At 70.0% G+C, this 12,616-nt stretch carries 11 protein-coding genes and 1 pseudogene; 3 read left to right on the top strand and 9 right to left on the bottom strand.

The features are described 5' to 3' along the window. Window positions 1–51: 51 nt before the first annotated feature. The 9 genes from BM430_RS19565 to BM430_RS19525 form a co-directional block, all read right to left on the bottom strand. On the bottom strand, window positions 52–1,797 hold the full coding sequence (locus BM430_RS19565) for an ABC transporter substrate-binding protein (protein WP_093568930.1): 1,746 nt from the start codon (window positions 1,795–1,797) through the stop codon (window positions 52–54). Window positions 1,798–1,870: 73 nt separating this feature from the next. Further along, window positions 1,871–2,152 carry a DUF2160 domain-containing protein gene (locus BM430_RS19560; protein ID WP_093568929.1) on the bottom strand — a complete coding sequence of 94 codons (282 nt, stop codon included), beginning with the start codon at window positions 2,150–2,152 and terminating at the stop codon, window positions 1,871–1,873. Between the two features lie 15 nt (window positions 2,153–2,167). Then, window positions 2,168–2,965 (bottom strand): carbohydrate ABC transporter permease, encoded by a 798-nt coding sequence (locus BM430_RS19555; protein ID WP_093568928.1) that lies wholly within the window; start codon window positions 2,963–2,965, stop codon window positions 2,168–2,170. Next, window positions 2,965–3,939, bottom strand: coding sequence for a carbohydrate ABC transporter permease (locus BM430_RS19550; RefSeq protein WP_093568927.1), 975 nt, complete (start codon window positions 3,937–3,939; stop codon window positions 2,965–2,967). The genes BM430_RS19555 and BM430_RS19550 overlap by 1 nt, the downstream gene beginning before the upstream one ends. Beyond that, window positions 3,936–5,021 (bottom strand): ABC transporter ATP-binding protein, encoded by a 1,086-nt coding sequence (locus BM430_RS19545; RefSeq protein WP_093568926.1) that lies wholly within the window; start codon window positions 5,019–5,021, stop codon window positions 3,936–3,938. The genes BM430_RS19550 and BM430_RS19545 overlap by 4 nt, the downstream gene beginning before the upstream one ends. A 14-nt stretch (window positions 5,022–5,035) precedes the next feature. Beyond that, a complete protein-coding gene (locus tag BM430_RS19540) occupies window positions 5,036–6,121 on the bottom strand; it encodes an ABC transporter ATP-binding protein (RefSeq protein WP_093568925.1) in 1,086 nt (361 codons plus the stop codon). Between the two features lie 22 nt (window positions 6,122–6,143). Beyond that, on the bottom strand, window positions 6,144–7,691 hold the full coding sequence (gene glpD, locus BM430_RS19535; RefSeq protein WP_093569039.1) for a glycerol-3-phosphate dehydrogenase: 1,548 nt from the start codon (window positions 7,689–7,691) through the stop codon (window positions 6,144–6,146). Between the two features lie 134 nt (window positions 7,692–7,825). Then, on the bottom strand, window positions 7,826–8,635 hold the full coding sequence (locus tag BM430_RS19530) for a DeoR/GlpR family DNA-binding transcription regulator (protein WP_210188450.1): 810 nt from the start codon (window positions 8,633–8,635) through the stop codon (window positions 7,826–7,828). A gap of 389 nt (window positions 8,636–9,024) precedes the next feature. After that, the gene (locus BM430_RS19525; protein WP_093568924.1) at window positions 9,025–10,086 is read right to left on the bottom strand and encodes an RHE_PE00001 family protein; all 1,062 of its coding nucleotides are present in this window, start codon (window positions 10,084–10,086) and stop codon (window positions 9,025–9,027) included. Window positions 10,087–10,295: 209 nt separating this feature from the next. Between BM430_RS19525 and BM430_RS19520 the strand changes: the two genes are divergently transcribed. The 3 genes and pseudogenes from BM430_RS19520 to BM430_RS19510 all read left to right on the top strand — a co-directional run. Beyond that, window positions 10,296–11,234, top strand: coding sequence for a glycosyltransferase family protein (locus BM430_RS19520; RefSeq protein WP_093568923.1), 939 nt, complete (start codon window positions 10,296–10,298; stop codon window positions 11,232–11,234). Beyond that, on the top strand, window positions 11,231–12,199 hold the full coding sequence (locus BM430_RS19515) for a glycosyltransferase family 2 protein (protein ID WP_093568922.1): 969 nt from the start codon (window positions 11,231–11,233) through the stop codon (window positions 12,197–12,199). Before BM430_RS19520 ends, BM430_RS19515 begins: the two co-directional genes overlap by 4 nt. Window positions 12,200–12,339: 140 nt before the next feature. Next, window positions 12,340–12,616: pseudogene (locus BM430_RS19510) on the top strand (hypothetical protein); the annotation flags it as partial.

Below are 12,616 nucleotides of genomic sequence, written 5' to 3'. Positions count from 1 at the left end.
GGCCGTCCGCGGAAAGGAGAGCCGGGGCTTCTCGCCCCGGCTCCCGCAAGGTCAGCCGCGCTTCGGCGGCGAGGCCGGCCAGCTCTTGATCAGGGTGTCGTAGTCGATCGTCTCACCCTTCGGCTTCTCGTCGGCGAGCTTGCGCTGCGGCGCCAGCGTGCCGTCCTTCTTGGCCTGCTCGTACCAGTGCTCGGCCGAGGTCTTCGGGTTCAGCTTCGGGCCGCAATCGCCCTGGACCTTGGAGCGCTCCAGGCGCGCCATCACGTCGTCCTGGGCGTTGGCGAGGGCGTCCATCGCCGCCTGCGGGGTCTTGGCGCCCGAGGAGGCGTCGCCGATGTTCTGCCACCACAGCTGGGCGAGCTTGGGGTAGTCCGGCACGTTCACGCCGGTCGGGGTCCACTGCGTGCGGGCCGGCGAGCGGTAGAACTCGACCAGGCCGCCGAGCTTCGGCGCCCGCTCGGTGAAAGACTTGTCCCAGATGTCGCTCTCGCGGATGAAGGTGAGGCCGACATGGCTCTTCTTCAGGCTGACCGTCTTCGAGACGATGAACTGCTGGTAGAGCCAAGCCGCCTTGCGCCGGTCGAGGGGCGTCGACTTCAGGAGGGTGAGCGAGCCGGCATCCTGGTAGCCGAGCTTCATGCCGTCCTTCCAGTACGGGCCCTTCGGCGAGGGCGCCATGCGCCACTTCGGCGTGCCGTCCTGGTTCATGACCGGGAGACCGGGCTTGACCATGTCGGCGGTGAAGGCGGTGTACCAGAACATCTGCTGGGCGACGTTGCCCTGCGACGGGACGGGACCCGACTCCGAGAAGGTCATGCCGGCGGCCTGCGGCGGGGCGTACTTCTTCAGCCACTCGACGTACTTGGTGACGGAATAGACCGCCGCCGGGCCGTTGGTGTCGCCGCCGCGCTCGATCGAGGAGCCGACCGGGCGGCAGCCCTCCATGCGGATGCCCCACTCGTCGACCGGCTTGCCGTTCGGGATGCCCTTGTCGCCGTTGCCGGCCATCGACAGCCACGCATCGGTGAAGCGCCAGCCCAGGGACGGGTCCTTCTTGCCGTAGTCCATGTGACCATAGACCTTGACGCCGTCGATCTCCTTCACGTCGTTGGTGAAGAAGTCGGCGATGTCCTCGTAGGCCGACCAGTTGACCGGCACGCCGAGCTCGTAGCCGTACTTGGCCTTGAACTTCTCCTTGAGGTCGGCGCGCGTGAACCAGTCGTAGCGGAACCAGTACAGGTTGGCGAATTGCTGGTCCGGCAGCTGGTAGAGCTTGCCGTCCGGCGCCGTGCCGAAGGAGCGGCCGATGAAGTCCTCGAGGTCGAGGGTCGGCGAGGTGACGTCCTTGGCCTCGTTCTTCATGAAGTCGGAGAGCGCCACGGTCTGGCCGTAGCGAAAATGGGTGCCGACGAGGTCGGAATCGTTGATCCAGCCGTCGTAGATGTTCTTGCCCGACTGCATCTGGGTCTGGATCTTCTCGACCACGTCGCCCTCCTGCAGGAGGTCGTGGCGCACCTTGATCCCGGTGATCTCGGTGAAGGCCTTGGCGAGCGTGCGGGCCTCGTATTCGTGCGTGGTGATGGTCTCGGAGACGAAGTTGATCTCCATGCCGGCGAAGGGCTTCGCCGCATCGATGAACCACTGCATCTCCTTGAGCTGCTCGTCCTTCGACAGGGTCGAGGGCTGGAACTCGGTATCGACCCAGCGCTTGGCCTCTTCCATGCCGGCGAAGGCGTGGCCGGCGGCGAGGCTCAAGGCCAGCGCGCTCGCGGCCGTCAGCAATCCGTGGCGTGTCATCCTGGTTGTCCTCCCTCTGGTGGTGATCGGCCCGCCTGGTGCCGGCTGGCTGCCGGACGTAACGGCGGACCGCTTAAGCGAAGCGGAACATCACCGCCCCGTAAACGAGCGAGAGCGCGAGCGCCCATTCGAGGCTCGGGCCGACGAGGCCGAGCCAGGCGAGGTTGATGAAGGCGGCGCCGACCAGCGTCAGGAAGAGCCGGTCGCCCCGCGTGGTGGGGATCCGCAGGATCCCGACCTGCTCGGTCTCCGGGCGCCAGACGGCGAGCGCGGTCATCAGGGCGAGCAGGCTGGCGATGACCACGAAGAAGAGCGCGGTCTGCCAGGTCCAGGCCATCCAGGCGAAATCGAGCATCGGATGAACTCCCGGTCAGACGCGGCCGAGGGCGAAGCCCTTGGCGATGTAGTTGCGCACGAACCAGATCACGAGGGCGCCCGGCACGATGGTGAGCACGCCGGCGGCCGCGAGCAGACCCCAATCCATGCCGGCGGCCGAGACCGTGCGGGTCATGGTGGCGGCGATCGGCTTGGCGTCGACCGAGGTCAGCGTGCGGGCGAGCAGCAGCTCGACCCAGGAGAACATGAAGCAGAAGAAGGCGGCGACGCCGATGCCCGAGGCGATCAGCGGCATGAAGATCTTCACGAAGAAGCGCGGGAACGAGTAGCCGTCGATCGCCGCGGTCTCGTCGATCTCCCGCGGCACGCCGGACATGAAGCCTTCGAGAATCCAGACGGCCAGCGGCACGTTGAACAGGCAATGGGCGAGCGCCACCGCCCAGGGCGTGTCGAACAGGCCGACCGCCGAGTAGAGGTTGAAGAAGGGCAGCGCGAACACCGCCGGCGGCGCCATCCGGTTCGACAGGAGCCAGAAGAACAGGTGCTTGTCGCCGATGAAGCTGTAGCGCGAGAAGGCGTAGGCCGCCGGCAGCGCGAGGCCGATCGACAACACCGTGTTGATCGCCACGTAGGACAGCGAGTTCAGGTAGCCGCCGTACCAGCTCGGATCGGTGAAGATCCGCATGTAGTTGTCGAACGTGATCGCATGCGGCCAGAGCGTCATGCTGGTGTTGATTTCCTGATTGGTCTTCAGGCTCATGTTCACGAGCCAGTAGATCGGCACCATCAGGAACAGCAGGTAGAGCGTCATCACGACGTGGCGCGGGCGCATCAGGCGGCCCTCCGGTCGAGCGGGATGGTGGTGGCGGGGGGCAGGCTGCCGGCGGCCGCCGTGTCGGCCGGGGCGCTATCGGCCAGCACCGTGCGGTTGCCGGCGTCCACATTGGTCATCACGGTGTAGAACACCCAGCAGACGCTGAGGATGATCAGGTTGTAGACCAGCGACATCGCCGCCGCCCGGCCGAGGTCGAACTGCCCGAGGGCCAGCTTGACGAGGTCGATCGACAGGAAGGTCGTGGCGTTGCCGGGCCCGCCGCCGGTGAGCACGAAGGGCTCGGTGTAGATCATGAACGAATCCATGAAGCGGAGCAGCACGGCGATCAGCAGGACCCGGCGCATCTTCGGCAGCTGGATGGTGCGGAAGATCGCCCACTGGCTCGCCCCGTCGATGCGGGCGGCCTGGTAATAGGCGTCCGGGATCGACTTGAGACCCGCGTAGCACAGGAGCGCGACGAGACTGGTCCAGTGCCAGACGTCCATGGTCACGATCGTGACCCAGGCGGCGAGCGCGCTGCCGGCGTAGTTGTAGTCGATGCCGATCTTGTTGAGGAACGAGCCGAGGAGGCCGATGTCGGAGCGAGCGAAGACCTGCCAGATCGTGCCGACGACGTTCCACGGGATGAGGAGCGGCAGCGCCATCAGCACGAGGCAGAAGGCGACGCCGCGGCCCTCCCGCGGCATCGACAACGCCACCGCGATGCCGAGCGGCACCTCGATCGCCAGGATGATTCCCGAGAAGAGCAGGTTGCGCCACAGCGAATCGAAGAAGCGCTCGCCGAACTGGCTCGACGGATCGAGCAGTTCCTGGAACCAGCCGAGTCCGTTCCAGAAGAACTGGTTGTTGCCGAACGTGTCCTGGACCGAATAGTTGACCACCGTCATCAGCGGCAGCACCGCCGAGAAGGCGACGACGGCGAAGACCGGCAGGACGAGGAGCCAGGCCTTCTGGTTGACGGTCTTGGTCATGCGGCCTCTCCGGGCACCAGGGCGCCGTCGGCGTAGATGTGGATCTGGCGCGGATCGAGGGTCAGCGCCGCCTCGGTGCCGTCGAGGCTCTGGTCCTCCGCCACCGTGGCGACGAGGGGCCGGCCGCCGAGCTCGACCCGGGCGAGGCGCTGGCGGCCGATATCGTCGATCCGCCGCACCTGCACCGGGAGCCCGAGGCCCTTCGGCGCGAGATGCACGTATTCCGGCCGGACGCCGAGCTCGATCCGTTTGCCCTTCGGCAGGTCGGGATAGTGCCGGGCGAGCGGGATGGCGTGGCCCTCGATCGTCGCGGTCGCGCCCTGCACCTGAGCCGGCAGCAGGTTCATGCCCGGCGAGCCGATGAAGTGGCCGACGAAGGTGTGGGCCGGGCGCTCGAAGAGTTCGTCGGGGGTGCCGGTCTGCACCACCGCGCCGTCATGCATCACCACCACCGTGTCGGCGAAGGTCAGCGCCTCGGTCTGATCGTGGGTGACGTAGATCATCGTCAGGTCGAGCTTGCGGTGGAGCTCCTTCAGGGTCGAGCGCAGCTGCCACTTCAGGTGCGGGTCGATGACGGTGAGCGGCTCGTCGAACAGGATCGCCGCCACGTCCGGGCGCACGAGGCCCCGGCCGAGCGAGATCTTCTGCTTCATGTCCGCCGTCAGGTTGTTGGCGCGGCGGTCGAGGACGCGAGTCAGGTCGAGGAGCCCGGCGATCTCCTCCACCCGCGAGCGGATGGTGGCGGGCGCGACGCGCCGGTTCTTGAGCGGGAAGGCCAGGTTCTCGCGCACCGTCATGGTGTCGTAGACGACCGGGAACTGAAAAACCTGGGCGATGTTGCGCCCCTCGGTCGGCACCGTGGTGACGTCGCGGTCGTCGAACAGGATGCGGCCGCGGGTCGGGACCACCAGCCCCGAGATGATGTTGAGCAGCGTGGACTTGCCGCAGCCGGAGGGGCCGAGCAGCGCGTAGGCGCCGCCCTGGCGCCAGACGTGGTCGATCTCCTTCAGCGCGTAGTCCTGCGAGCCTTGCGGGTTCGGGCCGTAGGCGTGGGCGAGGTGATCGAGGGTGATGCGGGCCATGGATCCCCTCCCCTTCAGGCGGCCGCCGGCAGGTCGAGGGCAGCGGTGCGGCCGCCTTCGTCGAACACCAGGGCGTGGCGGGGGTCGAGATAGGCGGTGACCGCCGTGCCGGGCTCGAGCCGGCGCACGCCGGGCAGGAGCGCGATCAGGCGGCTGTCGCCGGCATCGACGTGGACGAAGCTCTCCGAGCCGGTGATCTCGGCGACCGAGACGGTGGCGGGAAGCGCGATCGCCTCGGCCGGCAGCGGATCGAGGGCGAGGTGGTGGGCGCGAAAGCCGATCGTGTAGGCGCCGTCCGGGACGTTCGCGAGCGTGCCGGTCGCCCGGACCTGGCCGCCGGTCGGCAGGGCGACCCGGCCCCCCGCCTTGACCACGCGCAGGGTATTCAGCGGCGGGTCGGAGAAGACCTTCGCGGTGGTGAGATCGTCGGGCCGGCGGTAGACGTCCGGCGTCGGCCCCACTTGCGTGACGCGGCCCTGGTGCAGGGTGGCGGTGCGCCCGCCGAGCATCAGGGCCTCGGCCGGCTCGGTGGTGGCGTAGACGAAGATCGCCCCCGTAGCGGCGAAGATGCGGGGCAGCTCCTCGCGCAGTTCCTCGCGCAGCTTGTAGTCGAGATTCGCCAGCGGCTCGTCCATCAGCACGAGGTCGGCGCGCTTGCAGAGCGCCCGGGCGATGGCGGTGCGCTGCTGCTGGCCGCCGGAGAGTTCGAGGGGCTTGCGCTTGAGGTAGGGCGTGAGCCTGAGAAGGCCCGCCGCCTCCTGGACCCGCACCTCGATCTCGCCCTTCGCTATACCTGCGACCCGCATCGGCGAGGCGATGTTCTCGTAGACCGAGAGCGAGGGGTAGTTGATGAATTGCTGGTAGACCATCGCGACGTTGCGGCGTTGCACCGGTAGGCCGGTGACGTCCTTGCCGTCGGCGAGGATCCGGCCCTCGCTCGGCGCCTCGAGCCCGGCCATCAGGCGCATCAAGGTGGTCTTGCCGGCGAGCGTCTGGCCGAGCAGCACGTTGAGCGAGCCCTTCGGCAGGGCGAGGCTGACGTCGCGGATATGGGTCTCAGGCCCCACCCGCTTGGTGACGTTCTCCAGGATCAGGGTCATGGCGCCCTCCCGTCTCTTCTCGTCAGGCCGCGTTCGGGGCGGCGGCGGCGCGGCGCATGAAGTCGTCGAGGGCGGAGGCCTCGGCGGGCGTCAACCTAAGGCCGAGCTTCGAGCGGCGCCAGAGCACGTCGTCGGCGCTCACCGCCCATTCGCGGCGCATCAGGTGGCGCACCTCGCGCTCGGTGAGGTCGGCGCCGAAGAGCCGGCCGAGATCGGCCATGGCGCGGGCGCCGCTCAGGATCTCCCGCGCCTCGGTGCCGTAGGCCCGCACCAGCCGGGCGACCAGCACCTCCGGCACGCCCGGATGCTGGCGCGAAAGGCTCGCCACGACGTCGTCGTAGCTCTCCTTCGGGAAGTTGCCGCCCGGTAGGGTGGCGCCCGAGGTCCAGGGACTCTTTCGCGCCGCCGGCAGGTGGTCCTTCAGGCGCTCCAGGGCCGATTCGGCGAGGCGCCGGTAGGTGGTGATCTTGCCGCCGAAGACCGAGAGCATCGCCGGCTGGCCCTCCGGCGCGTCGAGGGTCAGCACGTAGTCGCGGGTGGCTTCCTGCGCCTTCGAGGCGCCGTCGTCGTAGAGCGGGCGCACACCCGAATAGGTCCACACCACCTCGTCGCGGGTGACCGGATCGCGAAAGTACTCGCTCGCGGCAGCGCAGAGATAGGCGATCTCCTCCTCGCTCGCCTTCACGTCGGCGGGGTCGCCCGTGTAGTCGCGGTCGGTGGTGCCGATCAGCGTGAAGTCGCGCTCGTAGGGGATCGCGAAGATGATGCGCTGGTCGGCGTTCTGGAAGATGTAGGCCCGGTCGTGCTGGAACAGGCGCCGCACCACGATGTGGCTGCCCTGGACCAGGCGCACGCCCTCCGTGGAATTGGCCCGCGCCACGCCGGTGAGCACGTTCGCCACCCAGGGGCCGGCGGCGTTGACGAGGGTGCGGGCCCGCACGGTCTCGCGGGCGCCGGACTGGCGATCCTCGACGGTGACCTCCCACAGGCCCTCGCTGCGGGTCGCGGTGACGACCCGGGTGCGCGGGCGGATGATCGCGCCGCGCTCCGCCGCGTCGCGGGCGTTCAGCACCACGAGGCGCGAATCCTCGACCCAGCAATCCGAATATTCGAAAGCGCGGCGAAAGCCGGGTTTCAGCGGCTCTCCGGCGGGATCGCGGGTGAGGTCGAGGGTGCGGGTGCCGGGCAGGCGCTTGCGGCCGCCGAGGTTGTCGTAGAGCAGCAAGCCTAAGCGCAGGAGCCAGCCGGGCCGCAGGCCCGCATGGTGCGGCAGCACGAAGCGCAGGGGCCAGACGATGTGGGGCGCCATGCCCCACAGCACCTCGCGCTCCATCAGCGCTTCGCGCACCAGGCGGAACTCGTAGTGCTCGAGGTAGCGCAGGCCGCCGTGGATCAGCTTGGTCGAGGTCGAGGAGGTGCCGCTGGCGAGGTCGTTCTGCTCGAACAGCACCACGGAGGCGCCGCGGCCCACCGCGTCGCGGGCGATACCGCAGCCATTGATGCCGCCGCCGATCACCGCGAGGTCGAACACCCCGCGCTCGTCGCCGGGCTGCTGGCGCCTGGGGGCCAAGGCCACCTCCCTGTCGGAGCCTTTCGGCTCTTTCGTTTGCATCCTGGCGCGAATCTAGACGCGGGTTGGTTCTGACGCAAGCGAAACCGAAAGGCGGCAGGTGCGAATGAAAGCCTAAGACTTTCGGTTTGGCGTCACTCCGCGGCGTCGGGGGTGTCCTGCGCCTCGAGTCCGGCCTCGACCAGGGCGACGCGGTGGGCCGCGCACATCTCGCGCAGGGCGCCGGAGGGCAGCGCGTCGGTGACGAAGTAGTCGAGCTCGCGCAGGTGGCCGACCCGGATCGGCGCCGAGCGCTCCAGCTTCAGCTTGTCGGCGACCAGGATCACCCGGCGGGCATTCTCGATGATGGCGCGGGCGACGCGCACCTCGCGGTAGTCGAAATCGAGCAGCGTGCCGTCCTCGTCGATCGCCGAGACGCCGATCACGGCGTAATCGACCTTGAACTGGTTGATGAAATCGACCGCCGCCGAGCCGATCACCGCCCCGTCGGCCCGCCGCACCGGCCCGCCGGCGACGATCAGGCTCATCTTCGGGTGGCGGTAGAGCAGGGTCGCCACGTTGAGGTTGTTGGTGATGACCAGAAGATCCTCGTGGTCGCCGAGGGCGCGCGCCACCTCCTCGGTGGTGGTGCCGATATTGATGAACAGCGAGGCGCTGTTGGGGATCAGCCGCGCCGCGGCGGCGCCGATCGCCCGCTTCTCGCCATGGGCGACGAGGCGGCGCGCCTCGTACGAGACGTTCTCGACGCCGGACGCCACCACGGCGCCGCCGTGGATGCGCGACAGGAGCCGGCTGTCGCAGAGCTCGTTCAGGTCCTTGCGGATCGTCTGCGGCGTCACCTCGAACCGCGCCGCCAAGTCCTCGACGCTGACCCGCCCGTGCAGGCGGGCGAGGGCGAGGATGTCCTGCTGGCGCTGGGAAACCTGGTCGATCACGACGCGCATGCCTTGGTCTTGCCCGCCGGGATGCGGGGGCGGGCATTGTCGGGGCAAGCGGGAGCGGGCGCAATCGGGGCGTAATGGGTCATTCAAGGATTGAGGGGACTCACGATCTCGACGGCCTGCCAGACGGGCAGCACGATGATTTTGCATCCGCCCCTTTCCCGGACGACTGAAGCGTCAGCGGAAGGAGATCCGGGATCCAGCGCAAGAAATTGCCGCGAAGCGGCTCTGCATACTGCAACGTTGTAGGCACGCAGACGCTTCGCGACTTTTTATGCTGGATCCCGGATCTCCTTTCACTTCGTTCCAGTCGTCCGGGAAAGGGGGAGACTTCCGACGAAGGTTGGTCCCGTCCGAACAGCGAGCAACCCTCCACTGAGATGGCCCACACCTCACACGATCCCCCACGCCCGATACCGCCGCCGCTCCGTCAATTCCCGCGGCCGGGCCGCGCCCAGCTCCGCCAGCATCCCCTCCACCGCCTGCGGGCTGACCGCGAGGGCCCGGGCGGCGCTCGCCACCGTGACGAGGGGGGTGCCGACGAACAGGTCGACGAGCTGCGGCAGGCGGGAAGTCCGCCGCCGCCCGGCGCAGGCGCGCAGCATCACCTCGCGGGAGAGCGCCAGGCGGTCGAGATCGCGGCCGAGGGCGCGGGCCGAGGCCTCGACCGCGCCGAGGAGGCCGGCCAGCCGGTCGGCGAGCGGCTGCGCCCGCGACCAGCGCGCCCTCGCCTCGCGCAGGCCCAGCGACAGGGCCGGCAGGTGGGCGCCGGCCTTGCCCCGGGCCCGCAGCAGGGCGGCCGCCAGGAGCGGGCCGCGATGGCCGCGGCGCGGGGCCGGATCGAGCACCAGCCAGGCATCGAGGGCGCAAGCCGCCGCCAGCACGGCCGGCAGGTCGCGGGTCTCGTCGAGGATCCGCCGCCAGCGGGCGAGCGGATCGTCCGCTGCGGAAAGCTGCGTCGGCGCGCCCGCCGCGTGATCGGCGAGGGTGCGGCGGGTGCGGGCGAGCAACCGGTCGATGGCGGCGAAGTCCGGCTCCTCCGTCTCCTCGGTACCGGCCTCGTCCTCGTTCTCCGTTTCAGGCTTGTCCGGCCCGGGCCCGGCGAGCAGCCCCCAGCCGGCACCGGAGAAGGCCCAGCCGGGGGCCGCGGCGGCCAGCCGACGGCGCTCGGCCAGCACGGCGACGGCGCGGGAGAGCGCCCGAGTCGGGCGGCGCACGTCCATCGCCGCCTCGTGCAGCACCAGATCCTCCAGGGCGACGAGCTCGCCATCGAGGTGCAGGGCGGCCTGCGCGTCGAACAGGTGGGCCCGGGCGCGGGCGCCGTCGGCCAGCACCGGATCGGCGCGGGCGAGGCGCTCGTCGAGGCGCACCAGCGCGTCGGACGCCGCCTCCAGGGGAAAGGTCAGGCCCCGCCAGGCAGCGGGCAGGCGGATCGCGTCGACATCGTAAACCATTGCGGCGTCACGATACGGAGATCCATTTCCAAGGAAAGCCACGCTTCGCTTGGCTCACAGCGAAAGCATGATCGCGCCCGTTTCGCCATAGGCCGCGGGCGAGACGCCTGCCCCGGCCGGTCCAACCCTGCCGCCCCGCCACAATGTCGCTGCCGCCCCGGCATATTGACCCGCCCGCCCCGACGGCCCTACGGCGGCGGGATTCCCTGATGCCGCGCCAGCCCTTCGCCGAGACGATCCTGCCCCCCTCTCCCACCCCCGATTCCCGGTCCGTCGCCATCGGCATCACGGTCTTCCGCCCGGACGCGGCGCAGGTCGCGGCCCTGCGCGCCCGGGTCGCGGCGGAGGAGCGCCGGACCATCGTGTTCGACAATGGCGGCCTCCCCGCGGACGCCGCCGCCGATCTGACCGCCCGCGGCGCCCTGGTGCTGTCGGCGGGGCGGAACATCGGGGTCGGCGGCGCCCTCGACGCGATCGCGCAGGCGGCCATCGCAGCGGGCGCAGGCACCGTGCTGCTCCTCGACCAGGATGCGGCGTTCCGACCTGAGCAGGTCTCGACCCTGGAGGCGGCGCTGGCGCGCTTGCGCCCCGCGAGCCCGCCGCCCGCCATCGTCGGGCCGCGGCCGGAGGCGGCGCCCGGCCGCAAGGCCCCGGCCTATCCGCGCCGGCCGGGAATCCCGGAGAACGGCGCGCTGGTGCCGGTGGAGTTCCTGGCGACCTCCGGCTCCCTCGTCGACCTCGCGGCCTATGCGCGGATCGGTCCGTTCCGGAGCGATTTCTTCATCGACGGCGTCGACCTCGAATGGTGCTTCCGCGCCTGGGCCCGGGGCTATGGCTGCTGGATGGAGACCGGCACCGCCCTCCCCCACCGGGTCGGCGCCGGGGTGATCCGCTCGAAACTCCTCGGCATCGAGATGCCGCGCCAGCCACCCTTCCGGATGGCGGCCTACCTGCGCAACAGCGTCTATGCCTGGCGGCTGCCGCACGTGCCCCGGCGCTGGCGGCTGCGCCAGGCCGCCTACCTGCCGCTCCAGACCCTGCTGTACTGGGCCGATGCCGGCTTCCGCCCGGGCGTGCTGGCGCAGCTCGCCGGCGCGATGTGGGACGGCCTGCGCGGCCGGCTCGGGCCGCCGCGAGGATTGCCATGACAGCCGATCCGACATCCGCCGCTCCGAATCCCGCCCTCGACGTCGTCATCGTCAACTGGAACGGCGGCGCCCTGCTGCGGGCCTGCCTCGCCAGCCTGGCGGCGGCGGAAGACCATCTCGGAGACGCTCTGCCCCTGCGCGTCGTGGTGGTCGACAACGCCTCGCGCGACGGCTCGCTGGAGGGCCTGCCGCCCCTGCGCCATGGCCCCGAGGTGATCGCCAACCCCGACAACCAGGGCTTCGGCCGGGCCTGCAACGCCGGCGCGGCGCGGGGCCGCGCGCCCGCGATCCTGTTCCTCAACCCCGATGCGCGGGTCACGGCCGAAAGCCTGACGGGTGCCTACGCCGCCCTGACGGCGGATCCCGGCACCGGCATCGTCGGCGCGCAGCTCCTCGACGAGGCGGGCATCGTGCAGCGCTCCTGCGCCCGGCGGCCGACCGCCCGCTCGCTGATCGGCCAGGCGCTGCTCCTCGACCGGGCGGGGCTGGTGCCCACCCACTTCATGACCGAGTGGGACCACGCCGAGGACCGGGCGGTCGACCAGGTGATGGGCGCCTTCCTGATGATCCGCCGCCCGCTCTTCGAGGATCTCGGCGGCTTCGACGAGCGCTTCTTCGTCTATTACGAGGATGTCGATCTCTGCGCCCGGGCCCGGGATGCCGGCGTCGCGGTGCGGCACCTCGCCGGCATCCCGGTGCGGCACGAGGGCCAGGGCACCACCCGGGCGGCCAAGGCCCACCGCCTCGCCTGCTTCCTCGAGAGCCAGATCCGCTACGCCGCCAAGCATCACGGCCGGGCGACCGCGCTCGCCCTGGTGGCGACGGCCTTCGGCGCGCAGGTGCCCTTGCGCGTCGTCCAGGCGCTGGCGCGGCGCTCGGTACCTGAGGCCGGCGAGGTCCTGCGGGGCGCGGGCCTGCTCGCCCGGGCGCTGCCCGGCCTGATGCGGGCGATCGGTACCCGCTAGAGCATTTTCCGACGAAGTGGAAACCGGTTCGTCGAAGAAAATGCTGTAAAATGAAAGACCTAGAGAACTTCGCGAGTAACCGGGGCAAATTTGCGGGTTTTGGGTTTGCTCCGGCTGTCCCGATGTGATTCAGCATTGGCATGGCGCAGCCTGATCCCACTTCGGTCGAGACGCTCGGGTTGTCGGACCTGCGGGTCCTTGTGGGGACGCTGATTGAGCAGACGCAGCGCCTGACTGCCGAGAACCGGGCGTTGCGCGACGAGATCGCGCGGCTCAAGGGCTTGCCGCCCCGCCCGCCGACGCGTCAGACGCCCTCCGGGATGGAGAAGGCGACGGGCGCGGCCAAGATCCCGGGCGCAGTGCGCCGGCGCGGCCCTGTGCAGGAGCGCTGCACCCTCACGCGCGAGGTCATGCTGT

It is taken from the genome of Methylobacterium sp. 174MFSha1.1 (genome assembly GCF_900116815.1).
In the GTDB taxonomy this organism is placed as follows: domain Bacteria; phylum Pseudomonadota; class Alphaproteobacteria; order Rhizobiales; family Beijerinckiaceae; genus Methylobacterium.
This window is presented reverse-complemented; position numbering and strand designations above follow the sequence as displayed.

What these genes read in the sequence shown, in the direction of transcription:
- BM430_RS19540 (WP_093568925.1), bottom strand. Translation starts at nt 6,121, where the DNA reads ATGACCCTGATCCTGGAGAACGTCACCAAGCGGGTGGGGCCTGAGACC.
- BM430_RS19515 (WP_093568922.1), top strand. Translation starts at nt 11,231, where the DNA reads ATGACAGCCGATCCGACATCCGCCGCTCCGAATCCCGCCCTCGACGTC.
- BM430_RS19530 (WP_210188450.1), bottom strand. Translation starts at nt 8,635, where the DNA reads ATGCGCGTCGTGATCGACCAGGTTTCCCAGCGCCAGCAGGACATCCTC.
- BM430_RS19560 (WP_093568929.1), bottom strand. Translation starts at nt 2,152, where the DNA reads ATGCTCGATTTCGCCTGGATGGCCTGGACCTGGCAGACCGCGCTCTTC.
- BM430_RS19525 (WP_093568924.1), bottom strand. Translation starts at nt 10,086, where the DNA reads ATGGTTTACGATGTCGACGCGATCCGCCTGCCCGCTGCCTGGCGGGGC.
- BM430_RS19555 (WP_093568928.1), bottom strand. Translation starts at nt 2,965, where the DNA reads ATGCGCCCGCGCCACGTCGTGATGACGCTCTACCTGCTGTTCCTGATG.
- BM430_RS19520 (WP_093568923.1), top strand. Translation starts at nt 10,296, where the DNA reads ATGCCGCGCCAGCCCTTCGCCGAGACGATCCTGCCCCCCTCTCCCACC.
- BM430_RS19565 (WP_093568930.1), bottom strand. Translation starts at nt 1,797, where the DNA reads ATGACACGCCACGGATTGCTGACGGCCGCGAGCGCGCTGGCCTTGAGC.
- BM430_RS19550 (WP_093568927.1), bottom strand. Translation starts at nt 3,939, where the DNA reads ATGACCAAGACCGTCAACCAGAAGGCCTGGCTCCTCGTCCTGCCGGTC.
- BM430_RS19545 (WP_093568926.1), bottom strand. Translation starts at nt 5,021, where the DNA reads ATGGCCCGCATCACCCTCGATCACCTCGCCCACGCCTACGGCCCGAAC.